General features: G+C 55.4%; 20 protein-coding genes. 8 read left to right on the top strand and 12 right to left on the bottom strand.

The genetic code is table 11. The annotated features are described in order from the left end of the window. Positions 1-291, top strand: a 291-nt coding sequence (locus GOX53_RS29610) for a hypothetical protein (RefSeq protein ID WP_217351939.1), incomplete at its 5' end; no start/stop codon positions are given. 118 nt (positions 292-409) lie between these two features. Here the strand turns inward: GOX53_RS29610 and GOX53_RS25740 are convergent. From GOX53_RS25740 to GOX53_RS25700, 9 genes are all read right to left on the bottom strand, one after another. Continuing rightward, positions 410-1873 (bottom strand): carboxylesterase family protein, encoded by a 1464-nt coding sequence (locus GOX53_RS25740; protein ID WP_171181482.1) that lies wholly within the window; start codon positions 1871-1873, stop codon positions 410-412. Next, on the bottom strand, positions 1842-2786 hold the full coding sequence (locus GOX53_RS25735) for an ABC transporter ATP-binding protein (protein WP_171181480.1): 945 nt from the start codon (positions 2784-2786) through the stop codon (positions 1842-1844). The genes GOX53_RS25740 and GOX53_RS25735 overlap by 32 nt, the downstream gene beginning before the upstream one ends. After that, on the bottom strand, positions 2783-3766 hold the full coding sequence (locus tag GOX53_RS25730; protein ID WP_171181478.1) for an ABC transporter ATP-binding protein: 984 nt from the start codon (positions 3764-3766) through the stop codon (positions 2783-2785). Before GOX53_RS25730 ends, GOX53_RS25735 begins: the two co-directional genes overlap by 4 nt. Further along, positions 3763-4707, bottom strand: coding sequence for an ABC transporter permease (locus tag GOX53_RS25725; protein ID WP_171181476.1), 945 nt, complete (start codon positions 4705-4707; stop codon positions 3763-3765). The genes GOX53_RS25730 and GOX53_RS25725 overlap by 4 nt, the downstream gene beginning before the upstream one ends. Further along, entirely contained in the window at positions 4707-5606 is a 900-nt protein-coding gene (locus tag GOX53_RS25720) for an ABC transporter permease (RefSeq protein ID WP_171181474.1), read from the bottom strand. The genes GOX53_RS25725 and GOX53_RS25720 overlap by 1 nt, the downstream gene beginning before the upstream one ends. Positions 5607-5610: 4 nt before the next feature. Next, positions 5611-7185 carry an ABC transporter substrate-binding protein gene (locus GOX53_RS25715; RefSeq protein WP_171181472.1) on the bottom strand — a complete coding sequence of 525 codons (1575 nt, stop codon included), beginning with the start codon at positions 7183-7185 and terminating at the stop codon, positions 5611-5613. Between the two features lie 256 nt (positions 7186-7441). Further along, complete coding sequence (locus GOX53_RS25710; protein WP_171181470.1) at positions 7442-8371, bottom strand: LysR family transcriptional regulator; 930 nt, start codon at positions 8369-8371, stop codon at positions 7442-7444. Between the two features lie 34 nt (positions 8372-8405). Beyond that, positions 8406-9254 carry a hydroxymethylglutaryl-CoA lyase gene (locus GOX53_RS25705; protein WP_171181468.1) on the bottom strand — a complete coding sequence of 283 codons (849 nt, stop codon included), beginning with the start codon at positions 9252-9254 and terminating at the stop codon, positions 8406-8408. A gap of 20 nt (positions 9255-9274) precedes the next feature. Continuing rightward, positions 9275-10414 carry a CaiB/BaiF CoA-transferase family protein gene (locus tag GOX53_RS25700; protein WP_171181466.1) on the bottom strand — a complete coding sequence of 380 codons (1140 nt, stop codon included), beginning with the start codon at positions 10412-10414 and terminating at the stop codon, positions 9275-9277. Positions 10415-10974: 560 nt separating this feature from the next. Between GOX53_RS25700 and GOX53_RS25695 the strand changes: the two genes are divergently transcribed. Further along, positions 10975-11622, top strand: coding sequence for a LysE family translocator (locus GOX53_RS25695; protein WP_171181464.1), 648 nt, complete (start codon positions 10975-10977; stop codon positions 11620-11622). Between the two features lie 715 nt (positions 11623-12337). After that, a complete protein-coding gene (locus GOX53_RS25690; RefSeq protein ID WP_171181462.1) occupies positions 12338-13321 on the top strand; it encodes a hypothetical protein in 984 nt (327 codons plus the stop codon). A 351-nt stretch (positions 13322-13672) separates the two neighbouring features. On the opposite strand, the gene GOX53_RS25685 is transcribed toward GOX53_RS25690, so the two are convergent. Continuing rightward, positions 13673-14209 (bottom strand): DUF3291 domain-containing protein, encoded by a 537-nt coding sequence (locus tag GOX53_RS25685; RefSeq protein WP_171181460.1) that lies wholly within the window; start codon positions 14207-14209, stop codon positions 13673-13675. 963 nt (positions 14210-15172) lie between these two features. On the opposite strand from GOX53_RS25685, the gene GOX53_RS25680 reads away from it, so the two are divergent. Then, entirely contained in the window at positions 15173-16087 is a 915-nt protein-coding gene (locus tag GOX53_RS25680; RefSeq protein ID WP_171181458.1) for a DUF2493 domain-containing protein, read from the top strand. A gap of 99 nt (positions 16088-16186) precedes the next feature. Then, positions 16187-16396 carry a hypothetical protein gene (locus GOX53_RS25675; protein WP_254446791.1) on the top strand — a complete coding sequence of 70 codons (210 nt, stop codon included), beginning with the start codon at positions 16187-16189 and terminating at the stop codon, positions 16394-16396. A gap of 125 nt (positions 16397-16521) precedes the next feature. On the opposite strand, the gene GOX53_RS25670 is transcribed toward GOX53_RS25675, so the two are convergent. Continuing rightward, the gene (locus GOX53_RS25670; RefSeq protein ID WP_217351938.1) at positions 16522-17052 is read right to left on the bottom strand and encodes a hypothetical protein; all 531 of its coding nucleotides are present in this window, start codon (positions 17050-17052) and stop codon (positions 16522-16524) included. A gap of 1722 nt (positions 17053-18774) precedes the next feature. Here GOX53_RS25670 and ssb point away from each other — a divergent pair. Next, positions 18775-19110, top strand: coding sequence for a single-stranded DNA-binding protein (ssb, locus tag GOX53_RS25665; RefSeq protein WP_171181454.1), 336 nt, complete (start codon positions 18775-18777; stop codon positions 19108-19110). Here the strand turns inward: ssb and GOX53_RS25660 are convergent. Next, complete coding sequence (locus GOX53_RS25660) at positions 19061-19996, bottom strand: hypothetical protein (RefSeq protein ID WP_171181453.1); 936 nt, start codon at positions 19994-19996, stop codon at positions 19061-19063. The two genes, ssb and GOX53_RS25660, sit on opposite strands and share 50 nt — an antisense overlap. A gap of 903 nt (positions 19997-20899) precedes the next feature. Between GOX53_RS25660 and GOX53_RS25655 the strand changes: the two genes are divergently transcribed. Both GOX53_RS25655 and GOX53_RS25650 read left to right on the top strand, forming a co-directional pair. After that, the gene (locus GOX53_RS25655; protein ID WP_171181452.1) at positions 20900-21520 is read left to right on the top strand and encodes an imm11 family protein; all 621 of its coding nucleotides are present in this window, start codon (positions 20900-20902) and stop codon (positions 21518-21520) included. Positions 21521-21566: 46 nt separating this feature from the next. Further along, on the top strand, positions 21567-25943 hold a 4377-nt coding region (locus GOX53_RS25650; protein WP_305851961.1), incomplete at its 3' end, for a calcium-binding protein.

Raw genomic sequence — 25943 nt, 5'->3', positions numbered from 1 at the left:
GCGGACGTTTCCGACATTGGATTTTCGCGCTTCGCTAACGCAGCATCAGTTTGCGGTCGCAGCGCGAGTATTGTTGCAGCGCGGCGTCAGTCGCCAATCCGGTCATTCGCGGGTGTAGATTTCGTCCGAACCGATACCGTTCTTTCGCTGCAACTTGATCCGACAACTCAGACGCGGACGTTTCCGACATTGGATTTTCGCGCTTCGCTAACGCAGCATCAGTTTGCGGTCGCAGCGCGAGTATTGTTGCAGCGCGGCGTCAGTCGCCAATCCGGTCATTCGCGGGTGTAGATTTCGTCCGAACCGATACCGTTCTTTCGCTGCAACTTGATCCGACAACTCAGACGCGGGACAAAACAGCCATTGGACGAAGGTCCGCATCTATTTGAGCCGCGGAAACCAAGTTGTCTCAAGACATGCGTTTTTGGAAATCGCACCTTGTTTGAAATGGGAGTTTCACTTCACCTCCACGGATGTACGCCCGGAAAGCCCCAAACATTCTAGCTGCCAGCTCTTTCGCCGAATCCGATGTGCAATAGGTCGGCGAGAAACGCTCGTTTAACTGACCAAAGACGAATGCTTCGTCAAACCCATGGGCAGCACCTGCGTACTCATTTGGGTTAGGCGGCACTAGGGAGAATTCATAAGCATGACCACGCCCGCCGCAGTTCTTCTGAGCAGCTATCATCTTGGTTGCGGGCGCCTTGTAAATTTCATTGGTCAAAAAAAGCTCGGCTAGTTCCTGCAGATCGCCTTTAGGGTACTGCCGCACCAGATCTTGAAAAACTTCGTCTGCACCAGTTGGGCGAAACAAGCCAATCATTGCAACAATGTCATTGGCCACCTGTGGTGCGGGCATGCGGCCCTCGAGAAACCAAAATCGGGCCTCGTCTTTGGTCCATCCCGCGACCAGGGCCTTGTCGCGCCAAATACCCGATGCGATGGATTGATGTGGAAGGTGCTTCAGGACTTTGCCATCGTTCACCACACCGAATGTTTTGCCACCTGGTGCATTTCTCACGGCCAGATTTTCAGATACGATGGCGCGTTGAGCCCGAAGAATTTGCTGTACCGAAAGCGTTTCGAGGCGCGGGATTGCGTAATCGACGATTTCGAGCTCGTGCAGAAACCGGTCCGTCAATTCAGCCGCGGCATCGGGTTCGATGATGCGCCCCGTACTACCGCTCATTAACCAAACACGTCGAAACAGGTGGTTCGCGACCTCCATACCCGCCAGTGCTGCAATCATGAACGCCCCGGACGACATACCCACAAGCGAAACGTTGTCTGGATCACCACCAAAGTGCCGGATGTTCCGATTGATCCACCTGAGTGCGGACGCCAGATCCAAAAGTCCTCGGTTTGCGCCCGATTCTCCGGTCGATACCCTTCCTGACAGATCGAGAAAGCCCAAAGCCCCGATGCGAAAATTCACGCGGACGAACACGCAATCAGCCGAAACCGCAACGTCCTTGTCGGGAATTTCGGCCGAATTCGCACTGCCAGTTTGGAACCCACCTCCAAAAACATAGACCACAACGGGTCTTCCGCCGCGGTCCGGGGCGGGAGTAAAAATGTTCAGATTCAGGCAGTCTTCGCCGACCTCAAACTGTCCTCGATTGGCAAGCCACTTGGATTGTGGAAGTTTTTCCTGTGGCGGTGAAAGGCCTGGCCTTGTCGCATCAACGTGGTCCTCACTGTCAAAATCGACCGGTGGCAGGAAGCGCCTATTTCCAACGGGACGTTCGGCGTACGGGATGCCCAGAAAGGCCTGACATTCTTCCAGTTGCAATCCGGAATACACTGCTCCGGTCGATGTTGTTGCATTGCATTTTTCGGCATCAGGCAAAGTGACAGGCAACAGAATGTCCATCTTCGACTTGCGTGGTTTGAGGTGCTCTCTCTCGGCAGATGTTTTCGGCAATTGGGCATCGTGTGCAAAAAGCGCAACCTTTGGGCACATTATGGGCACTTGGGATTTCACCCTCCAGAACAGTCCGTTTGTCCCTGTCTGTTCCGGGCGCCGACGAAAGCAAGGCGCGTGTATAGGGGTGTGATGGCACCTCGTAAATGCGCTGCCTAGGCCCCTGTTCCACAATTTGTCCCAGATACATTACCGCAATCACATCGCACATGAACTGAACAACGCGCAGGTCGTGAGAAATGAACAGCATGGTCGTTTGGTATTGGTCCCGCAAATCACACATGAGATTTAGGACCTGCGCCTGGACAGACACGTCAAGTGCTGAAACTGGCTCGTCCGCGACGATAAATGTTGGTCTCGTCGAAAGAGCGCGGGCTACGGCAATGCGTTGTCGCTGACCACCTGAGAATTCGTGCGGGTATCGGCTAAGAGAAGACTTGGGCAAACCTACTTCGCCAATCAAACGCTCGGCCGTCGCCTTGCGATCTTTGACCGTACCCAGATTGTGAACGAGCATCGGCTCGGCAATAATTTCCTCAACGGTCATGCGCGGGTTCAAGGATCCGTACGGATCCTGAAAGATCATCTGCATGTGCTGGCGCTCTGATCTTAGCTTTGATGCGTTCAACAGCCCGATATCCTGACCGTCAAAGTGAACGGCCCCAGTCGTCGGTTCCAGCAGTCTTAGAACCAATCTGGCGACCGTTGATTTGCCGCTCCCGGATTCACCCACCAGCCCAAAGGTCTTGCCTCTTTCAATCTCGAAAGATACATTTCGAACCGCATTCACATCACCGAATCTCTTCGAAAGGGATGACACTGCAAGCAATGGTGCAGCCTCAACATTAGTGTGTGCGTTCATTGAGACACTCTCCCATCCGGATGCCAGCATCGAATATCCGTCACGTTGGCCTTCATGAACTCGGGTCGACTTCGGCAGTGATCGTCACTCAGGCTGCACCTTGGCGCAAACCTGCAGCCGGATGGCCAATGCCCGACCGGCGGGACGGTCCCAGGAATAGGCACCAACCTGTCTCGATCTTCATTGTTTGCCGGCGTCGCATCGATCAATCCAACGGTATAGGGATGAGACGGTGATGAAACCACGTCCTGACTTGAGCCATACTCAATCACATCGCCCGCATACATCACCACTGCACGGTCGCAGTGATCACCAACCACCTCGAGATCATGGGTGATAAAGACCATTGCAAGTCCCAATTCTGCCCTCATTTCATCAAGCAGATCCAACACCTGAGCCTGGATTGTAACGTCCAGAGCGGTCGTTGGCTCATCAGCGATAACAAGCTCGGGCCCGCAGGAAATTGCCAGAGCAATCATGACCCGCTGTCGCATGCCGCCAGACAGCTCATGCACATAGCCTTTCAGGATTTCGCGTGGCCTCGGAATACCAACCCGATCCAGCAACTCAGCCGCGCGGTCCATCGCTGCACGTTTGCTCAGCCCAAGATGCAGCCGCAGTGTGTCGGTCAGTTGCCGTCCGATCGTGAGGGTCGGATGCAGGGCTGTCATTGGTTCCTGGAAAATGAAGCCGATTTTCTGTCCGCAGAGTTTGCGGCGGCCTTGTTTGTCGAGCTTTGAAATTTCGATCCCGTTTAACCAGATGGATCCGGTAACCACGGCATTTTCGGGTGGCAATCCCAGAATGGCGCTGGCCGTAATGGACTTTCCGCAACCCGACTCGCCAACAAGTGCAACAGACTCGCCCTTCGACACCGAGAAAGAAACATTGGTGATGATCGGGAGTACGGTCTTTCCCGATTTTAATGACAACGACAGATCTTCGACAACAAGGATATTCGATGAGATTGAACTGGTCATTTGTACCGTATCCTTGGGTCGATAATTGCGTAGATGATGTCGATGATCAGGTTTAGAGCGGCCAAGATCAGGGAAATGGCCAGCACACCCCCTTCGACAACTGGGAAATCACGACGTGCAACGGCTTCGACCAAAAGGCGACCAAGTCCGGGAAGAGCAAAGATGATTTCTATCGCGACCGTCCCGCCCAGCATATAGCCTGCTGACAAGCCGACCACGGTAACCACCGGGATTGCGGCAGTCTTCATCGCGTATCGACCGATCACCACATGCTCCGGCAAACCCTGTGCCCGCGCAGTCGTGATGTAGGGTTCGCCCAAAACATCCAGCATGGAGGATCGCATCATCCTCGTCATCAGGGCAGACTGGCGGATACCCAATGCCAAGGCGGGCAGCGCAATTGATGTCCCCCACGCAATTATGCCCGCAGATGGTGGCGTATATCCGGCGACCGGTAGCCACCGCAGTGTCACCGCGAATACGAAGACGAGGATCAGGGCGAACCAAAACTCGGGTACTGAAATTCCCAACACGGTTGTTGTGACGATTGAACGGTCAACGATCGAATTGCGTTTCAATGCGCTGAATGAACCGGCGATCACTGCAATCAGAATGGCAAGGACCAAGGCGATCGTAGCGAGACCGACTGTAACGCCTGCGTACCTAGGAATGATCTCAACCACCGGATCGCGGAAAAACAGCGAATTTCCGAGGTCCAATGTCACTATATTCTTGAGCCAAATGACAAACTGCACGCCCAGAGGCTCGTTGAGGCCGAGTTCGGCCCGCAACGCGGCAATTTGCTCCGCCGTTGCCTGATCTCCGAGGATCATTCCCGCAGGATCGCCTGGAGACAGACGCAGAAGAAGGAACACCATGATTAGGGGAACAAAAATAGTAGGGAGGATTAGGAGAAATCTCTTTCCGATATACCTGAGCATTACCTTCTCCTCGCGAGTTTGGGGTCAAGGACATCGCGCAGCGCATCCCCAAGAAGATTTAGCGCCAGGATTGCCAACATGAGGGCAAGCCCGGGAAACATGACAATCCAAGGTGCGCGCGATACATAGTTGCGCGACTCGGTCAGCGCGTTGCCCCAACTGATGTCTTCGGAGCCTATGCCGAGTCCAATGAAGCTCAACGCCGCTTCACTCAGGATCGCCGCAGAAAAAATGAACGATGCCTGGACCAGAATCGGAGAGCTGACCGCCGGCAGGATGTATTTCGTAAAGATTCGCATGGTGGGCACACCCACAGCTCGTGCAGCTTCAATCATCTGGAGTTCGCGAACGACCAGAACTTGTCCGCGCACCACTCGCAGAGACGGCGCAATCAGGACGATGGAAAGCGATGTGACTACAGTGCCGACGGACGGCCCGAGATATCCAGTCATTGCTGTCGCCAGCACGATAGCCGGGAATGACATGAGACCGTCAACAAAGCGCATCAGGAACATGTCGACCCGGCGATAGTAGCCAGCCAAAAGACCAAGCACCGTCGCCACTGTCATCGAGATAATCGTCACAACCGCCCCGACGAGAAGTGATGTCTTGCCGCCATGCAAAACGATCTTGAACATATCTCTGCCGAGATTGTCGGTTCCGAAGGGAAACTCGAATGACGGGGGCTTGAAGCGAATGGAGGGATTGATGCGCAATGGGTCACTGCCCGCGACGGCGTTCGCAAAGACCGATCCGAGCACAAGAACCATCAAGCAAAGGACACTAATAACTGCCGTCGGGTTTGCAAGCAGCCTTTGCCAGACTGGCTTGGTGACGACGACAATTTCCTTGTCGTCGCCATCGAGGCCAGGATTGGGAGGATTTGTCCTGTCCTGCATCTCTTTACTTGCTCGGCGGGACTACATTGTAGAAGTCGATATTTGAAACCGGTGACGCCGATGCACCTTCTACCCCTACTCGGACGGCGTAGAGCTTTGCTTCAGTTCCGTATTTGATGAATGGGAACTGCGCGTAGGCCAGCTCATGAAGACGATTGAAGATGGCCACGCGTTCATCGGTGTCGATGGTTCGGGCCAGCTCATCCATCAGATCCAACTTTTGCTGATCCGTCCAGAAACCCGGGTATGACGCATTAAGATATGCAATCGAGGTCGGGTCGACATAGGTCGGCAGGAAAGATGAGAACATGTCCATCGCATCCACATCGGCACGCTGCTGAATATAAGTTGCGATCGGCATTTCCTGAATTTGGATATTCAAGCCGAAGTCACGAAGCTGCTGCACCGCGGTAATTGCCGTCAAGTAGTGCTTTTGATGCTGCTCGGTGGCCGTCAACCAGCGCAGTTCCTCGCCATTGTAATTGGATTTCGCCAGATACTCTTTTGCGAGTTCCAGATTTGGGGACTGATGATTGTCCGGAACGCCTGCTGTCGAGTGCCAGATAGATGCCGGATCAGGAACCCAACTCGGATCCAGTGTGTAGAATTCTGGATTTCCAACTGAGGCCAACATGATCGGGTCTTTGTCCAGCGCGTAGTAGATAGCGCGGCGCAAATTCTCGTCGGCGGCCGGCCCTTTTTGAGTGTTGAATACAACAGTTAGGGACTGCTGGTTCGCAATCACCACTGGTTGCGTTTCCGGGCTCAACTCTACGGCGTCATAAAAATCGGTCGGCAGCTCCATGGCAATGTCGACCTCGCCTGTCAGCAGCGAGTCACGGCGGATCGAAGCCTCAGGCTGCAGCCTGAATTCAATCGTATCTGCCCAGGCATGTTTGGCACCGGCCTCTGCGGAGGAGGGTTCAGAACGAGAGACGTAGCTGTCAAACCGCTCAAATGTAACGCCCTGGTCCGGAGAGAATTCAGCGACCTTATAGGGGCCGGTGCAGTCAAGCGCCTCGACAGGCGTTGTTGCATTCGCCCCATTCAATGAGGCCTCGGACAAAATTACGCTTGGAGTCACTGTCAGAATGCCAGGCACAATCGGACTTGCGGCTGCGAGGTCAAATACAACTGTCTTGTCATCCGGTGCGCTGATTGACTCAACCACGCCAGCAAAGGATGCGCCAATTCCGGCAGAGCTCTTGAAGCGTTCAAGGGACGCGACCACATCGCTGGCTGCTAGCGGGGCGCCGGAGTGAAAAGTGATGCCGTCACGCAACGTGACAGTCAGCCGGGTGCCGTCGTCATTGTAAGAAAATCTTTCAGCAAGCATCGGCTGCGGAGACCAGGATTCATCGATGGCAAACAGGCCCTCGCAGGCAACTGCTGCTGTCATCCAGTTCGTGCCAAATGTAGTCACAACTGGGTCAGGCGAAGCGCCCATTTGCGGAATTGCGACCGTCAGCGTTCCGCCACGCTCCGCCGCTGCGGCGAACGTGGCGCTCATCCCGATGACGAGAGCCGTCGCGCAAGCCTCACGCAAGTATGCCCCTTTCGAATTCGATGGTATCCTCATTGTTTCTCCTCCATTTTGAGACATGCTGAACCTGAAGTTGGGCGCATGAACCAAAACCTCTCGCGGCCTAGTATTGCATGCCTCAACGACGCACCCAGCAATTTCCTTGAGAAGCGCGGGCCGCATCTTGTCCTGACTTCGCTCAAGAACGCGTGTCAAAGTTCGCTTGCGGCTGTCTCTCTCCCCTTGAGGAGCAGCGTAATAATCAGTCATGCAAATGAAAAATTTTAATATGATATTTGTTGATAGGCAGATTCTATAAATACTTGACTCTGTGGCTATCAAGATACTGGACCAACCTGTTAGCTGCGGGTGCAAGCAAGCGTTCGGCATTTTGGACGAAGCCGATTTTCCGAGTTAGTGTTGGTTCGGTCAGTTCCGCGATGGAAATCCCTTCCAGGCCAATATCTTTGATTGCGGTCGATGGCAGAATGGTTGCTCCGTGTCCTGCGCGCGCCAGGCCAACGGCCGACGCCATATACTGAACTTCAAAGGCGATCTTTAGGTGTAATGAGTTGGCAATGGCGGCGCGCTCGATCGCCTCTCTTACACTTGTCTTGAGCTGCATGGCGATGATCGAATGATCTGCCAACTCGGCCCAGGGCACAGTCGATCGCCCCGCAAAAGGAGAACCGGCCCCCACAACCAGCACAAAGTGATCCTCAAACAACGGCCGAAAGCGGATGTTGGGGACATCGTCCGGTGCAATGCCGAAGCCGATGTCGCATTTGTTCTCGGCCACCAACTCGACCAACTCGCCGGCCTGAGCTTCCCGCAGGGAAACATTCAGTCCTGGAAACTCGCCGCGGAAATCTTGCAAAAGTGCCGGGAGAAACGAGCTGAACAATGAGGGCAGCGCGGCTATTCGAAGATGTCCTTTCAATAGAGCTGCGGAGTCCCTTAGCGACTCGATCGACGACTCAATATCCAATAGAATGCGCTCTGCGTCCGGCAAAAAATCATCGGCGGCCTGAGTGAGTTCTACAGTCCTGGTCGTGCGGTCAAACAGTCGAATTCCCAGCTCCTGCTCAAATTTGGACACGAGTGAGCTCAAAGCAGGTTGCGACATTCCCATTTTGTCGGCGGCTCGCGTGAAATTTCGCGTTTGCGCCACAGCCAAAAATGCTTCGATTTGTTTGACTCTATCCATTTGGCCAACATAGCGGCGGCGAGCTTCAAGCTCCATCCTGGAGTTGATCGTGTGGCTCGCGTGAACTCAGCTAAGATCGTGCCGACTGCGTGACCAACGAACGCGCAAAACGGTCCGCGTCTTCAAGCCTCGCTGTATCCAAACCGCAGTCGAAGCCAAGACCCGCAAGCATTTTCTCCGTGTCCAGCGTCGACACGTTTCCCTTGGCGCCTGGCGCATATGGACAACCGCCAAGTCCCGCGATGGCTGTATCGAACGCACGTATCCCTAGCGGCAAACACGCCTCTATGTTGTCCAGTGCCCTGGCGTTGGTGTCATGAAAATGGCCTGCTACGGCGGCCGCGGGCACATAGTCGCAAACAGCCATGGTCATCTTGGTGATACTGCAAGGTTCTCCGGCACCGATTGTGTCCCCCAATGAGATCTCCCTGCATCCAATTTGGTAGAGGCGGTCCGCCACCCGAGCCGCAGCGTCAGGTGTGACGTCACCGCTGTATGGGCACCTAATCACACATGACAGGTAACCTCTGACGGGGATGTCGTGTTTTTTGGCGCCTTCAACGATCGGCGCAAAGCGCTCAAAGCTCTCGTCGATTGTACAGTTTATATTCTTTTGGCAGAATGCCTCGGACGCCGATGTAAAGATTGCAACCTCACCTGCCTTCGCCGCCAACGCTGTCTCAAAGCCCTTCAGATTGGGCGTCAGGGCAGAATAGACGACACCATCTCGTCTCGTTATTCCCGCAAATACAGCCGCGGCGTCGGCAAGCTGTGGCACCCATCTTGCGCTTACAAAACTTGATACTTCAATAGTCCCAAATCCCACTTTCGAGAGGAGATCGACGAGTCGAATCTTACTTTCCGTGGAAATGACTTGTCTTTGGTTCTGCAACCCATCGCGTGGCCCGACCTCGACCATCCTGACATACTCACCTGCCACTACCTCGCGCTCCAACTTACAACGCCGTTTTCCGATCCCAGTGATGGAGCAGATCGATCCGGCTTTTCATCTGCTGCTAGTACGCGGAATGGCGACCTGGCAGACCGAAGGTTTCCCTCTGTGGGATGTTCAAAGTTTTTGAAAAACCCAACGTCCTGCAAATGTCCGTTGTTAAGAAGATCGGACAATTTGTTTACCGTTGAGCATGGGATGTCCAATTTTTTGAAACACTGCAACCACTCATCGGTGGTTTGCTCCGGCATCTTTTCGGAAATTACTTCATAAAGCTCTCCCACCCGTTCACTCCGCATCGTCGAGTCCTGAACCCACTCGGCTTCGGCAAGATCATCTCTACCGACAAATCGCAGAAAGCGAGACCAGTGTTGAGTATTGTAAGGCAGGACGCCAATGTGTCCGTCCTTGGTCTGAAATGGCTTGCGATGCGGCGACAACAACCGGTCATATCCCAGACCACCTATTGGTGGCTGAAACGTGTGCCCCGCGAGTTGCTCCGCCATCAGAAATGACACGACGCTTTCGAACATTGGAGCCTCGATAAAGCAGCCTTTGCCAGTATTTGCCCGGCGCACCAAACCGGCAAGGACAGCGATAGCCAAATGCAACCCGCCAACCTTGTCGCAGATTATTGTGGGCATGAAGCGGGGTTCGCCATCGGCGTTGGCGTTCAGATGCGCGATCCCGGAGGCAGCCTGAATGATATCGTCATAGGCTGGCAGATCGTTGCCTCGCCCGGTCTCGCCATATCCCGGCGCGCTGCAATAGACGAGCGAAGAGTTTAGCTGTTTGAGAGATTCATAGTCAATTCCAAGGCGTTTCGCCGCTGAGGTTCGCATGTTGTGCACGACAGCGTCGGCACCACCCAGCAACTCATCAAATTTTTGTCTTCCGTCCACGGACTTCAAGTCGAGCACGACAGACTTCTTGTTCCGGTTTAAGTTCAGGAAGCCAGCACCCATAGTCTCGGATTTCCCCGGACGCACGTAGCGAAAAATGTCGCCCGAAACTGGTTCGACCTTAACCACGTCAGCGCCGAAATCTCCCAAAAACTGCGTGGCGTAAGGACCCAATACTACCGAAGTCAGGTCGAGAATTCTTGCACCGCCAAGGAGATCATACATAAACTGCAGCCTGTTTTTGATGGTATCTCGGCAAGCTTATCTATTGGATTTGGCGATGAGAAATTGCGCCTTTGGATTAGTTGATAGAGATTGTCTATGAATATGGTCGCGATTGGAATTGGTGAGTTGCCGCTCTCGAGCCATGGTAAATTGGCGCTGAAAAACCGAACGTCAAACTGATCCACTCGTGGTTCGCTTAAGGGAATGCGATTCAGCCAATTGAAAACCACTTTGCAAGTTCCGGGCACCGTGAAGTTCTTGGCTTGCCATGACAACCAGCGGTCGTTCGATATGCGTGCACCAAATTTAGGTTTGGGCTCGCAGCCCCGTTTCGCCGCATCTGGCACGAACGTCCGCTGCCGAGGCACAATTTTCTGTGGATCGCTGAAGACATAGGAAACTCAAAGCCATGGCTAGTCTGGCGAACGGCAGGTCGTGTTCGGCCCGAAACCCAGGGCATGCTGCCTTGGCATTGGGCGGCTCAGAGCCCATCTTGCAAAGTTTCTGCTTCGCGGCGAAAGTCGACTAACTGGAAACGCCATAATTAGAGAGGCAGTTCTTTGATACTCGATCCCACACTAACTGCTGCCTATGTGCTCCTCGCGACCGCCCTTGCAGTGGCCCCCGGCCCAGATGTGCTCTTCGTGGTCGCCAACGGAATGCAGCATCGGGTCAAAGGTGCCATCGCTTCTGCCTTGGGCATCGGAGCAGGGTCCGTTCTTCATGCGCTCGCGGCTGCACTAGGAATTTCGGCAATTATTGCTGCATCACCAACTGCCTTTGAAATTCTGCGATACGCTGGCGCCGCATACCTTGCCTATCTCGGCGTTCGAGCGCTTAGATCATGGTGGAACTACTCAAACAATCTTGATCCAAATCAAGCAGTTGTAGAGATATCCGCGTGGAATGTTTTTCGGCGTGGATTGATTACCAACATTCTAAATCCGAAAGTGGTTGTTTTCTACCTGGCGCTCTTGCCGCAATTCATCAGCGTCGAACTTGGCAACGTCGGGCTTCAGATTTTCCTTCTAGGTTGCATTCACAACATCATAGGCATTACGTTCCTCATTTGCATTGGCCTTGTTGCTGGAAAGGCCTCCGGTTGGCTCGCTCGCACAAGTTTTGGGAAATGGATGGACGGTATTGCCGGTGTATTCTTTATTGGGTTGGCTGTACGGCTGGTGGTGTCTGGAAAACCCGAACACTAGTCAGGAGATTTCCGCAACCGGACATTCATTCCAAAACTTCCTACGCCCGCAATGTCCGCGTCTAGCTCATTGCTTGACGAAGTTTCGCTGCGCCCGGCAAGAATGGGCGGTCTTCACGCCGCACTGCCGTGTTCAAGATGATGCCTGCGCGGCAAAATCTGTGCTGCGAGCGCGCGCAGCGAAAAAATCGAATTCACAGGATGGGCTCGCAGCCCCGTTTCGCCGCATCTGGCACGAACGTCCGCTGCCGAGGCACAATTTTCTGTGGATCGCTGAAGACATAGGAAACTCAAAGCCATGGCTAGTCTGGCGAACGGCAGGTCGTGTTCGGCCCGAAACCCAGGGCATGCTGCCTTGGCATTGGGCGGCTCAGAGCCCGAAGCGGAAGATGCTGTGCCATGCTCGAAGGTCTGCTTTGGTCATTTTGTGAACTTCATGTCGCACTCGCGCTGTTGCAGTTAAAGATTTCATAGAACCAGCCTGCTATGTACTGCCCGTTTCCGCTTTTCATTTTTGGATTCTGCGTTATCGTGGCCACATGGGGCAAAAGAGCCAACAGTCCATCCGATCAACTGCAGAAAGCGCAACCAGGCGTTTTCTTTTCGTACGCTTAAGGCGGCGTCCAGGTCGAATTCCTTTTGCCAGAATGCGGGCGGGTCCGGTCAACGGCTGACCAACCCAACCTCAAAATTTACGCATTCTAAAAGGAAGTATCATGTCTTCACATGCCCGTTCTCTGTATCTGCGCTATGCAGATGCGCTACGCCATCCTGGCGATTTTTCTGCCGCAGCATCGGAATTCTTTGCCGCGGACGCAAACATCAACGTTGTTCACCCGTTCAATGAGCTGGCTGGGGCAGATGCCTACATTGCCAAGCTTCTCGCCTCTCTCCAACAGTCATTTGAAGGGCTTTACCGGCGTGACGACATCTTCATGGCCGGACAGTACGAAGGAAACGACTGGGTCAGTTCAACCGGTTACTATGTCGGGCATTTTGCGCGCGACTGGATCGGACTGAAGTCCACGGACACCCTGTGCTACTTGCGCTATGGCGAGTTTCATCGGATCGAAAATGGGAAGGCTGTCGAAAGCTATATCCATCTGGATATTCCCGAACTGATGATCGCCTGCAATCAATGGCCTCTGGCAATGGGTCCAGGCCTGACGCGCGGGTATACCGGGTTGATACAGGGGCCAGCGACCCGTGACGGTGTCTTCACAAAGGCGCCCGATCCCGCCGAAGGGCAGCGCACATATCAGATCGTGATGGATATGCTTTGGGAACTGGCGACCGAGGATGAGGCCTGGCGCCCTTTCTGGCACGACAACATGATGTGGTATGGCCCGGGCGCATTTGGAAGCTTTGTCGGTATTGAGAAATTTTCATCCTTCCAGGTTCCCTTTGAATCGCAGTTTGAAGGATGGTCCGGTGCAACGAAAAACAACGGGATGACCGAGCATTTCACGCGATTTGCTGAGGGCAATTATATGTGCTCGGGCGGCTGGCCAGCCCTAACCGGTGTCAACGTTAAGCCATTCTTGGGGCAAGGCCCTACAAATGAGAGGGTCTTTATGCGCGTCTGCGACTTTTGGCGGCGGGAAAATGAGCTGCTCGTTGAAAACTGGGTCTTTGTCGATGTGCCGCACGCCTTGCTGCAGTTGGGATATGATCCATTGCCAGACTGGCAGGGTTCGTAGGGTGACGACCTCTGGACTGCATAGCTGACTATTGAGAGAATGCTATCGTGTTCAACATCAGAATGTCTGCAGTCATTGCAGGCATTCACATTAGACTTTGCGACGGCAGCTAAGTCCGCGTCTAGCTCATTGCTTGACGAAGTTTCGCTGCGCCCGGCAAGAATGGGCGGTCTTCACGCCGCACTGCCGTGTTCAAGATGATGCCTGCGCGGCAAAATCTGTGCTGCGAGCGCGCGCAGCGAAAAAATCGAATTCACAGGATGGGCTCACACCAGTCATCCGACGGATTTGGTCGGGTTTTATGGCGGATCATCCGGCGGCAACAACGACAGAGCGGGACATTCCCGACCTTTATGTGACCTCGGATGCATTGCGTGATTTCAGCTCTCGAACGCGAACACGATCGATCTTCAAGGAACTTCCCGCTTCGTCAAAAGGCGCCCTGAATGTAAAAGCGTAGGGAGACGGCCCGTGATCTTGAAGATATTCGATCCGCTCCACGCCTTCGGACCATGTGGGGTTCCCACGTTGGCTGTGCCACCATAACACGAGAGGCGGCCAGTTTGGGCTTCTGAACCATTCCCGACCGCGTTTCAATGCCTCAGCATGCAATCCAAAGTAGGTGAATGCAAACAACGATTCTATGTCATGCCAAAGAGATAACGTAGCGGGAGACCAGCCGTCACCGCGATCTTCGTAGAATCTGGGGTACACTTCCTTGCCCCATGGGCTTGGACCTTCATCCGATGCATAGCCAGACCGTGCGATCAGACCAGGGGCCTTGTCGGCAATCGCAAAGACCGGGTCATTAAGCGCACGAAAACCATCGTTTGACGGATCGTCTGCCGGTTCAATGAACTGCCCAAATGTGTAAAGAGCCAAAGGCATCTCTGATACAAACCCCGGTAAATTAATTCTGTCTGTCCATAGCGTGAAAAAGCTGTGACCGTCCAGTGAGGGCTCGGAGCTGACCTTCAGACCTCAAAAGGTGTCCTGTGGCTTCCGGTCCCGGCGGACCGCAAGCCACTGGACTGGCGCTTGTCGCATTGCATGAATTGGGTTTTCTGCGCGGTCGCCCGCGCCTGCTGTGCAGACGCTGACACGACCACTCCGAAAACGCTCATTTGGCTTCGATGCAATGCGCCCGAGCCGCGCGGGCGGCCGCACCGCGGCCAGAGCACGAGATTTGCCAGGAGTGCGACCATTTTCGGGGATCCAGTTTGCTGCCTGAAGCGGGAAATTGGCTCGGCTGTTCACCCCTGCGCCGACGGCGCAGCGCAGGGGGCCGAGAACCGGGCGCGTGCGATAGCCCAGATCATCCAATCGATCCCGATCGAACAACTGCGGCTGTTACGCTCACTCGTTCCATTGCGGGGGTGTGCTGCCGTTCTGGCAGAGGTCCGCCATCGCGCCAAGGATCACAAAACTTTTGCAGAGGCAGGGGGGTGAGGGTGATCTGGTGGCCCGGCTGCCAGCTCCGGACAGTCCCGCTCTTCGGCATCAAGGGTATATGGTACCGCGCCAGGCGCGGCCCTTGACCCCGAAGACCCTGCGGGCAAGGCGGAACCGACCTCCGCATCAGCCTGCCGTGTGTGTTGCTTTGCCTTTGCGTGTGCGGTGGGCTGCAAAACTTTTGCGCCCGGAAAGCCGGTGCCTTCGGCGGCTTTGCAAACATGGGCTCCCCATTCGCTGCCTCTCCGCCGCTGAAGCGGCTCCGAACGCGAATGTGAAGGCTCACTGTTTTTGCATGCAAAGTCGCCTTTGGCATCCTTGTCCCGCTGTCTGCCCTCAGCCTGCCCGTCAGCACACCCCCGCAATAGGGCGGGCGGACAGGACAGGGAGAAAGCACCCATGAATGACAAGACTTCCACCGCATATGACACCATCGAACTGTTTGGCCTCACCGAGACAGCCGACGATCTGCCGATCCCCAGTGACGATGAATTGCGCGATGCGATCATGCGGGAGACATTCGAGGCTCTGTTCTCCGGCATGGTCAACACCGGCCTGCATCGGGAAATCGAACCCATCGCACACGGGCTGGCCTCGCTCATCTTCCGCCGCAGGAATGCAGCAGATAAAGCGCTTACCGCACATTCCGATACCCTGCGCGGTCTCATCCGCGCCGAGGACGGGTCAGAGATTGTCACCATGCAGATAGAGGACACCCAAGCCAAGGCAGATCGCGCACGCGATCTGCGGGACGCGCTCGACCTCATGGCCGAGACCGCAGCCCAATGTTACGAGCTACAGACGGGCGCGGCCTTCCTGCCTGCGGCAGGGGGCCGCCGCTCCCGCATGTCGCATCTGAGCGGTGCCGTGTTCGAAGCCCGCCAGTGGTTGGAAACCCACGAGCGCCAACAGGCCGCGCAGTTCGAAATCGAGGGCACGCCCCTTGCCCTTGCCGGGGACCGGGACTGGTCCGATCACACCTATATCTGGGATACGCTGGACAAGATCCGGGTGCGGTTCCGCGACAGCTATGCATCGGACCTGATCCTCTATCACAAGGCCGACAGGAAAGGAGTCGACGCCATCGCCGCCGCATGGGCGCGCAGCCGCAACGTGCCGCAGGTGACGTTTCAGCCCAACTGGCGCGCCTTCGGCAAGGCCGCTGGCTTCAAGGCCATCGACCAGATGCTGGACACGCCCAAACCCCTTGGCGGTGTCGTGATCTTCGGATCGACCGGAATTGCCCTCAACCTTGCCGACAAGGCCGAGGCCAAAGGCATCAAGGCCATGCGGATCGAAAAGCCGAAAACCTGACAGCAACAAACCATGGCCCGCCCTGACACAGGGGCGGGTCAAGCCCTCGAAATCTGGTAATACGACCCCAACCGCACTATATTCGAAAGGAACACACCCATGAGTGACACCAGCATGACCGACGCGCAACAAAAGGAATGGGATCTGAAGCTCCGCAAGATCGACGCGGAAATTGCCAACCTGTATGCACTCACGACGAAAACGACCTCTGAAGTCGGCCAGATCAAGATGAACACGTTCCTCGCGCCCTTCCTCGCCGCAGCTGGACTGATGGGCGCAACGGCAGCCATCGTGAAGATGTTCTTCTAAGCCTCACACTCATGAATTACCCTCGAACCTTCAGCCCCGCCTTGTGCGGGGCTTTTCTTGATCAAAATCGCGCGGTCGGGGCGTCAAGGCCGGGGTGCTCGCCGGGGCAAAGAACCTCCCGCCGTTCAGACGTCATCGATCCTGATCGCTTCTGCGGTCGCCACCTGAAACGCCTTCAGAGCCCCATCCATGATCTTGCTCCGCGCATCGATCCTCACGTCAATCAGGGCATTCGCACCCTTGTCATAGGCTTCTCCACGCAATGCGTCGATCAGTGTATCAGTGACCAAAGCTCTGGTCAGGACCCAGTCAACATTGGTGCCTGAAGCATGATCAAGGATCAATACACCCGTCTGGTCCAACAGATAATCCGCAAGATCACACCTTGCAGAAACCATCCCCAGCGTTTCAATCGCTCGCGGGTCAAGCTCATCATGATCCTCCAGCACGGTAACCGTCGCCAGTTGCGCAATCCGTTCTTCGGCTTCGGCCTTGAGCTCCATATGAGCACAATCCGAACAGACCCCGCCGTTCAGCTCGCCAAAGAGGATCTCTTCTCCGCAATTTGGGCAGGTGTCCATAAGCAGCCCCTGAATTTCGCTGCGCTCATTCTGGGGCTGTTCACCCGCTTTTGCCAACACCGTGAACAGCAACACCTGATCGCTTTGTGAGAGGGGTAGGGGCTGGCGTCAAAAATACCGCCAGCCCCGAGGGGCGTCATTGGCCTGTTGAGGGGGTCAAACGCCAATGACTGGTGCGTTACCGTCTGAACACTCTCCGGATGAGTGCTCGCACAACGGAACGCAATCTGATACCGGCCCCCTCCCAGGGCGGCCGGACATGCTCGGGCTCATATACGCTTGGCGGCCTGTATGATGCCTCTTCTCCCATCGAATTCGCTTCCCCCTCGAATCTTCATCCCCGCCAACAAGCCTAGGCGCGTCCGCCACTCGCGTATATTGGGGGATTCCCGTAGGGGGCATGAAACAGGAGCCGGGGACGCCAGAATGGGCACGTCCCCGGCCTGACGCAAAGGGCGAGCCAGTGCCCCTTCAGCCGTGCCGCATATCGGCCTGTCGAGAGCAGCACGTACCACCATCGGTAGAGGCCGCCCTTTGCAGGATCCTGTCCCGCGCCATACACACCCGCAAACCAGCCGTTTTCGCGTCACCTGTACATACTGCCCGGTACGCTCTACCATGGCGGGAACCAGCATCAGGGAATGAACGTAATGAGACTGGTACTGTTGAGCATGATCCTCACCACCCTCGCCGCATGTGAACCCAGCGAGCCGGTGGCGGGAACCGATTTCCTTCAGGACATCTCGTCGCCGTAAGTATCCGCAAGCCCGGTCGTGGGATCCTTTGCCATGCGCGGTTTTGTGCCGGAAAATGGCAGGTAACAAGCATGCTCATCGACCACGGCGCGAATCCCTGCCATGCGCTGAGATGACCTCTGAACCCAAGAACTGGTCACTCACTCGCGCCGCTGTGGATGAAGACGCCTTTTTCCGAGCTTCTCCACGGCGGTCCTTTTTCCCGAAGCCACTGACGATCCCACTTCCGGCCCGGAACCGAAGGCTCCCTTTCAGGTTACCGGGGACGCCGATCCATAACACGGCCTGCGTCCCCGGCATCCACCGAGGGGGAGCCAGTGGATACCCCTTACCAGCGTGGCGGGGCTTATTATTTTGATGCTCCCGGCACACGCCGCCGCGTCTACAAGGCCAATCTTACACTGGCCTGTCCTGCGCCATACAGATCTGTAATCCCCGACCCATTGGCGTCGCAGCGGCCCCAACCCTTCACCAGCAGACAGGGCGGCTTGCACCATCTCAGCCCTCAAGCATGTTCCCGAAACATCCGGTGGGGACGGCGTACACGGATCTGCGGTCGCGTGCGTGAGGTCGCCGGTTTCCCCGTTTTCTGCGCATGGATCGAAGGTCTCGCACAGCCCAGATCGCCTTTGTTCAGGAGGGCGCAATCCCGATCAGACCTTGGTGCCCGACGGCGCCGGCGTTCCATTTCGTGCAGACAGACGTCGCGCCAGCTCTCTCTCCAGCTTTCCTTACCGCGTTGACCAGGCGTTGCGATACCCCCGGACGGCAGGGGCTTTGCCGGTCCCGGAACAGAACAAGCTCTGGTGCAGACATCCGGTCCTTCCGCTGACTTGTTTCGATTGGCCCGCTTATCTCAATCGACGTGTCCGAACGGCGCAGAAAGAGATCCGCGCGAACGCGGATCACACATTCCCTTTTGCGCCTTCAAGCAGAAATACGGTTTCCACCTACGGCGGACCCTCCGCATTTCAGCTTGATCGAACCCGCCGATTAAGCGGGCTGCCGTACATCGAAACAAGACAGATGAAGGACCTACAACATGTACACTTACGCAGAAGTTCGGATCCAGGGCCACGTTGGCAAAGCCCCCACCGTCACCGGCAACGTCATGAAGTTCAACGTCGCAAAATCGGAAAGCTGGAAAGACCGCGACACCGGCGAACGCCGCGAACGCACGAAATGGAACACCATCACCGTCTTCGACAGCAACCCCGGCTTCAACTGGCTCCGGGACAACCTGAACAAAGGCGATCTGGTCTACATCGAGGCCGAAGTCCAAAACACCAGCTTCGAGAAAAACGGGGAAACCGTCTACTCCGTCTCGATCATCGCAGACAAGGTCGCAATCGTCCCCACCGGCCGCAACGGGAACTGAACCAAAAGGAGGGGTGGCGCAAGCCACCCCTCCTGCCACGTTCCGCCCGGGGCCGCGTCAGTGTCGGAAAACCCTGAGCAAAATCGTCAGATGACGGCAGTGATGAAGATGTGATGAAGATTTTCTGATGCGGGCCAGGGTGTGAGGTTTCGGCTTGGCTCGACTGTGGCCCGCGTTGGAAAATCTTCATCGCTGCCGCCACTCTCTGCGGCAAACGGCCAATGGCGTGATGCTGACCCGGTGTTGCGCTGATCCATGACTTGATCTCGCCAAGGGTCATCTGAGTGGGCAGCTTGCCCGTCCCCTGACGGGCACTGTTGTGTATGGCGTTGTACCCGGCCTTCGGAGATTCCGCGAAAGAGATCAGGGCAAAGAGTTGCTCGACCCGGGAGCCCGCCGGAAGCCGGAAGCTCGCGAGACGAGGCGGACGCTTGCCCGGCGTGCCGCGCTCGAACTCATCGAGCTTCACCCAGTCCGAGGACAGCCCGGTCTCTCCCATCGAGCGCCAGCCATCCCTGCGATCCGCACGCGGACCATCAGCTGGTGCCGACCGGCTCGACAGCTTGGCCCGCATCTGCCGAGCCTCATCCGCATCGAAACCCGAGAGCGGTTTCCACTCCCCGGCCGACAGGTCCGGAGGGGCCAGGAGCGCGCCGCACAGAGCAGCTACGATCAGACGCAGCACCGGTCGCGAAACGACCGTTGAGCCTCCCACAGCGCCGCTGCGCCGCTCTCCGATAGCGGGCTTTCCGCGACCCGAACCGGAGGGGTTCTGGCCCGGAGCGCCCGTTTCGGCCCGTTTGGCCTCAAATTTTTTCCACACCCCACGCAGCAGTGCTGCCAGGCCAGTTTCGATATGGCGGGCCACAAAGCCCAGTTGATCCATGAAAAACTCGCCCATATGTGGGATCGGAATATCCCGGACCTCTCCAAAATCCTCTGCTTCAGGAAAAGAACTACCGGAATCTGTGCTTCCCGTCCACCGGTTGGCGCTGTCCACACATTGAAGAAGCAGAGCCGCAGCATCGCTGTTCGCCTGGGTGTGCAGAAGGTAGTGCCGTGTTGGTTATGTAGACCGAGCCTGTAGTGAAAAATGCACGTTCCAAGCGGCGCTCCGCGTGATCGCATCCAGGGCTTTCAATCCAGGTCGCCCACGCTAGTCCACTCGGTAAAAATCCCGCCGAAAACCTGAAATCTCTCACGTCTGGCGTCCATGAGATTCGTCGAATTGTGGATGATGCCAAACCGTGGCTATAGGTGATTGGCTGGATACTTGGTGCCGTCGGATGGGCAGATGTGGCACTTATGCAAAGAATTTTCTGGGGCTAGTCTGAGTCCATATCTCACTTAAGACTACTACCCAAAACATCAAAACAATCAGAGATTTATACCTTGGTAACCGTGTGAGAAACTGCGCCGGGGCAAGGTGGACAAATCGTGAGCTTATTGCAACAAAAATGCGGACGTACAGTCAAGAAATCCGATCCGTGAATAGGTAAGGATTTCCACCATTGGGCGATGAAGGCATCACTGTGTAGCGTTTAAGCTTAAGTCTATCTACCCTCACGATGGGCTTGTCTACAGAATTCAATCGTCAGAACGGTCCGACTTGTTCCGCAAGCAGGATTGTAACCTTCAGGTGTTCCCTGCATCTAAAAGGGGAACGTGAGGCGAATCCAAGAACTGGGCGTTCAACTAAGGATGGGTAAACCGGAATGATAGCGCGGTCAGATTTTATTTCGGTACTCTCATAGCTCGTTAGCGAAACCAACAAAGTGAGAGCAGTTACATGACCAAAAAACCAATGATCTGGATCAGTGATGCGATGAAGAGCGCATCAAGTTTGAGAGGATTTCACCCCGACTTATGGTTCACAGATGAAAGTCGGACGGTCGATGCGATGAAGCGGAACGCAATGGGCGAACCGTTGCCTGCAGAACGTTTCCCAAAAGAGATGTACGCCGAATACAAGGACAAGCGCGAAAAAAAGCAACCTGATCTTTTTTCTGCCGGTGGTTTCTGGACAGTATCGGCAGCCTGTGCCGAGGTGCTATGCCGGTTCGATTTAGGACAAGGCAGCCTCTACCCCGTCAGACTGTTCCAGCATGACCGGAGCACACCGGTCGAAGGCGAGTACTATTGCGTGAATTTTGGCGCCCAAAAGACTGCAGTTCTGACCGATCAGTCATCACGTATCAAGAAGCCATATGAGAACTACGACATCTGGCAACCCCCATTGGCCATGCAGGACAACGACATTTCTGTCCGCAGTTCCTCGCTGTCCGGCCCGGATCTTTGGATCGATCCTCAGATGCGGGATGCCTTCTTTCTGAGTGACGCATTGGCACAGGCTTTGAGAGCAGCAAAAGTCTCACGACCGTTCAAGCTGCGCAAGTGCGTCGTAGTCTGAGCTTCCCAAATTCTTCAAACATTACATCTTACAGGGCAGGTGACACATGGCATCGCCATTTCGCTTTGAAATCCATCATATCTTCCCGGTTGAGCTGTTTAAGGATCTGACGATCCAAGCTGAACTGAAAAAGCTCTTCCCGAACGATCCGCCCACGTTTTTTCGGGACGCGCAAAGCAATACGATTGCGCTGTTTTCCGATCCACAAACAGCTGCTCTGGTGCGCTCCGGAATCATAAATGGAGGTGATACCAATCCGTTTGTTCAGGCCGGGTTCGGCGGATCGCATCACAATGGCAGCCACCCCGCCTACAACAGCTTCGCGATTGAGGCGCTTAAGGATATTCTGACAAATCCGGATCCAAATGTATCAGCGAGCGACAAGATTGACGCGTTTTATGATCTGCACCGGTTCCTGAAAAATGTCTCCGAGGGGACGGTGTCGCATGACGGCACGACCTTGACTGTGGGGGGAAAAGCCACTGCCGAAAACGCCGCGCTCCTTGAGAACGCCTGGAGCGAACACAAGGCAGACCCAAACAATCAAGCGGCCTTGAGTGACTACAAGTCTAATTTCAACCTGACACAGCTGGATACCAACACGAGCTACAATACGCAGGCCGCGCTGAAAACAGCGGACAGTTTGCTGGCAGTAGCAACGGCGAACGGTAACCTTGAGCCAGACCGGGTTGATCACTTCCAGAGCCAACTCGACAGTATTCGCGGGTCCGTTGATGACGGCTCACAGTCATACTCCGGAACCATTCGCTCGATTGTGTATGCAATGAATCACGAGATTGGGAAAAATACCGGGATCGGAGATACAAATTCGATCGGCTCACAATTTTCCAACGCCTATGCGCAGGTCGTTTCCCACGGTGGAACGTTCGCAGCGGATGAATCCGGGGCGATCTCTTTGCCGGACTTCAATCGCGGCCTGACGGCGATTTCCAATCTTTCGAATACGCTCTCGCAACATGCGCATGCCCTGCCGGAAAATCTGACGAGCTTGGGTGATAACGTCATGGCGCACATGACAAAATCGTTCAGCAACGTGCTTGTTGGTATTGGTGGCGGTGTTGTCGGTGACGTCGCAGAGTTCCTCAACCTGTCTTACGATTCGATCAAGAAAGGGCTTAACACAGGGGATTGGAGCGACTTCCACGGGAATATCGCGCAATTCGGTCTTGCCCTGGTGGTCAGCGCGGCAATGATCACGGGTACGGTTGCGATTGCTACCGCAATCAGCCCAGTGTTCGGCACGTTGGTAGCCGCGTCCTGGGTAGGCTGGGGAGTAATTGACGGCATTTCCAATTTGGCGCAACTCGCCGGAAAACTCATCGACGATCTGTCGTCGATTGAGCTCCCTGATATTGATGCGGCTTGGGTTGAACTGGTCGAAGGCCTCAGTTTCTGGCAATGGCCGTTTGCGGATCCTTTGATCATCGACATGGATGGGGACGGAATTGAGCTGACGGAGCTGGGGGCAACCCAGGCCCGGTTTGATCTGGACAATGACGGGTTTGCCGAGCGGACCGGCTGGGTGAGTCCCGATGATGCGCTGCTTGCGATTGATCTGAATGGTGATGGTAAGATCAATGACATCAAGGAACTCTTCGGCAACGAATTCAGAAGCGGCTACGAAGAGCTCGCTGAGTATGACAGCAACGGGGACGGCGTCATCGATCAAAACGATGCGGCATTCTCTCAACTGCTTCTGTGGCAGGACGCCAATGGGGACGGACAGTCTCAGGCCGGCGAACTGACGTCTATCACGGATGCGGGCATTGCTTCGATTAGCCTAAGCACAACGCAGACCAATCAGTTGGTTGAGGGGAACCTGATCACCGAGACCGCCGAAGTGACCTTCGTAGACGGTACGGTGCGGACCAGTGTTGATGTGGATTTCAACCTGTCGCAAATCGATTCCCAGAAGATCCTGCCTGAAGGATTCGAATACGGCCAGCAGGTCTATGATTTGCCCTGGTTGAAAGGTGTGGGTGATCTGCCGGATCTCTGGGTCAGCATGACGGAAGATCCGAGTCTCGCAACCGAGGCAGAGGCGATGATCGCTACGGCCAAGGCGGGCAACGTGGATCAAATCATCCAGTCCCTTGACGCATTTCTGGCGAGTTGGGCGGGGGTCAGCGATGTGGTTTGGCGGCAGGACGTGCCCAACCTGCACATGGTCTTTGCCTATGATGTGCCGACCTTGATCGAAATCGACCTACAGGCAGTGCTCGATTCAACACCTGCCGTTGGTGAAAGTGTCTCCGGGACATACGGATACCAGGGTCCTGCACCTACGGTTGACGGCATTGTCTTTGTTGTCAACGCGGGATTAGGAGGTGATCAATTTGCTTATGAAGACAATGAGGTTTCCGATTGGCTTGAAGCGCGCGATTGGAACTCCCCCTTATATCTGAAGAATGACCCCGATTGGTGGAACTTCAGGTATACGACCTTGGATCTGTCCGGGCCGAGCATTGGGGTAAGCAGTAATCCCGACCGCACGGCAACGGCGAAGTTTAACGGCGCCACGGGAGATTTGGGGCAGGGGGACGCTCCGGACATGGATGCCACGGCCTTTGCCTTCCTGCAATCGGCGATGGGCCAGCTGTACCGGCAGGCAGAGAACTTCATTGCCCCGAAGAACATCCTGATTGCCACACCCGATGACGATGAACTTCCCGCGGTCAAGGAAGCCTATGACGGTATCCGGGACAATATGGCGGCCCGGTTCCTGGTGCAGTCCGCGCATCTTGAAGCCTTTGAAGCTGGCCCTGATGGCGACATTGGGGCCCTGGCGCCCTACCTGAACCTGTCGGTCAACTTCTTCACCGACAAGATTGCCGGGAACGGGGATGCGTTTGCCGTTGAACTGATCGAGATGTACCGGGCCGATGGGTACGGCTCCGATACCGATGCCCTTCGGCTGCTGAGCTTGTTCAGTTCCGAGATTCCAGGACTTGCAGGTATCATTGCAGACCGGTTTCCGGATATCAGTGTTCAGACCATTGAGACGATCTTCGATGTGTCTATTATCGATGGCAGCGCGGGCGCAGATACTCTCACCTCAGACGGCGATGACATTCTGGTGGGCCGTGCCGGGGACGACACGTTGCAAAGCACCGGCGGAGACACCGTGTTCCTGGGCGGCGCAGGCGATGACACGCTTCAGGGTAGCGAGGATTCGGATACCTATGTCTATCGCACCGGGGACGGCAGCGATGTGATCAGCGACTATTCCGGGCACACCGACGTTGATGACCTGTTTGTCTTTACTGATGCGACGACCTCAGACGTCACGTTCTCGCAGAATGGCGGTCAGGATCTGGTGATGACGCTGGGTGATGGTGAAACCGTCACCATCACCGATCATTTCCGCGACGGTTACCGGGATATGGAGGAGACTCAGTTTGCTGACGGCATTGTGCTGGATGCCCAGGGAATTCGGGACAAGTCTGTTGCAGACATGAAGGCCACCGGAGCGGTTGTTGGGTCCAAATACCAGGAAAACTACCTGCATACGTTGGGCGACGGCTCGTATACGATCTATGATTATTCCGATCGTGACTATCACATTGATCACTTCACGTTCACCGATGTTTCCGCAGCCGATGTTACTTTTTCGCAGAATTCGGGCCAGGATCTGGTGATGACGTTGAGCAACGGCGAAACGATCACCATCATCGATCATTTCCGTGATGGGTACCGGGATATGGAGGAGATCTCGTTTGCTGATGGGACTGTGCTGGATACCCAAGGCATCCGGGACAAGCTGGTTGCGGATATGAAACCTACCGGCGAGGTGGTTGGATCCCAGTACAGGGAAAATTACCAACATACACAAGGTGATGGATCTTATACGATCTACGACTACTCAAATCGCAGCCATTACATCGACCACTTCACGTTCAATGACGCAACCGCCTCAGAGGTGACGTTTTCACAGAACTCGGGTCAGGACCTGGTGATGACGCTGGGCAACGGTGAGACCATCACGATCATCGATCATTTCCGGGACGGCAACCGGGACATGGAAGTGATCGCGTTTTCCGACGGCACCGAACTGGACGCACAAGGCATCCGGGACAAAACAGTTGCCGACATGAAAGCGACGGGAGCTGTTACTGGATCCCGCTATGAGGAAAACTATCAGCACGCGCTGGGAGATGGGTCTTATACGATTTACGACTACTCCAACCGCAGCCACTACATCGATCACTTCACGTTCACCGATGTTGCCGCCGCCGATGTGACGTTCTCACAGAACTCCGGTCAGGACTTGGTGATGACGCTGGGCAACGGTGAGACCATCACGATCATCGATCATTTCCGGGACGGCAACCGGGACATGGAAGTGATCGCGTTTTCCGACGGCACCGAACTGGACGCACAAGGCATCCGGGACAAAACAGTT

It is taken from the genome of Ruegeria sp. HKCCD8929 (genome assembly GCF_013031405.1).
Classification (GTDB): Bacteria; Pseudomonadota; Alphaproteobacteria; order Rhodobacterales; family Rhodobacteraceae; genus Ruegeria.
This window is presented reverse-complemented; position numbering and strand designations above follow the sequence as displayed.

Bases quoted from the DNA above. Each gene is read 5' to 3' on its own strand.
- GOX53_RS25740 (WP_171181482.1), bottom strand. From the start codon at position 1,873: ATGGACATTCTGTTGCCTGTCACTTTGCCTGATGCCGAAAAATGCAAT.
- GOX53_RS25735 (WP_171181480.1), bottom strand. From the start codon at position 2,786: ATGAACGCACACACTAATGTTGAGGCTGCACCATTGCTTGCAGTGTCA.
- GOX53_RS25730 (WP_171181478.1), bottom strand. From the start codon at position 3,766: ATGACCAGTTCAATCTCATCGAATATCCTTGTTGTCGAAGATCTGTCG.
- GOX53_RS25725 (WP_171181476.1), bottom strand. From the start codon at position 4,707: ATGCTCAGGTATATCGGAAAGAGATTTCTCCTAATCCTCCCTACTATT.
- GOX53_RS25720 (WP_171181474.1), bottom strand. From the start codon at position 5,606: ATGCAGGACAGGACAAATCCTCCCAATCCTGGCCTCGATGGCGACGAC.
- GOX53_RS25715 (WP_171181472.1), bottom strand. From the start codon at position 7,185: ATGAGGATACCATCGAATTCGAAAGGGGCATACTTGCGTGAGGCTTGC.
- GOX53_RS25710 (WP_171181470.1), bottom strand. From the start codon at position 8,371: ATGGAGCTTGAAGCTCGCCGCCGCTATGTTGGCCAAATGGATAGAGTC.
- GOX53_RS25705 (WP_171181468.1), bottom strand. From the start codon at position 9,254: ATGGTCGAGGTCGGGCCACGCGATGGGTTGCAGAACCAAAGACAAGTC.
- GOX53_RS25700 (WP_171181466.1), bottom strand. From the start codon at position 10,414: ATGTATGATCTCCTTGGCGGTGCAAGAATTCTCGACCTGACTTCGGTA.
- GOX53_RS25690 (WP_171181462.1), top strand. From the start codon at position 12,338: ATGTCTTCACATGCCCGTTCTCTGTATCTGCGCTATGCAGATGCGCTA.
- GOX53_RS25685 (WP_171181460.1), bottom strand. From the start codon at position 14,209: ATGCCTTTGGCTCTTTACACATTTGGGCAGTTCATTGAACCGGCAGAC.
- GOX53_RS25680 (WP_171181458.1), top strand. From the start codon at position 15,173: ATGAATGACAAGACTTCCACCGCATATGACACCATCGAACTGTTTGGC.
- GOX53_RS25675 (WP_254446791.1), top strand. From the start codon at position 16,187: ATGAGTGACACCAGCATGACCGACGCGCAACAAAAGGAATGGGATCTG.
- ssb (WP_171181454.1), top strand. From the start codon at position 18,775: ATGTACACTTACGCAGAAGTTCGGATCCAGGGCCACGTTGGCAAAGCC.
- GOX53_RS25660 (WP_171181453.1), bottom strand. From the start codon at position 19,996: ATGGATCAACTGGGCTTTGTGGCCCGCCATATCGAAACTGGCCTGGCA.
- GOX53_RS25655 (WP_171181452.1), top strand. From the start codon at position 20,900: ATGACCAAAAAACCAATGATCTGGATCAGTGATGCGATGAAGAGCGCA.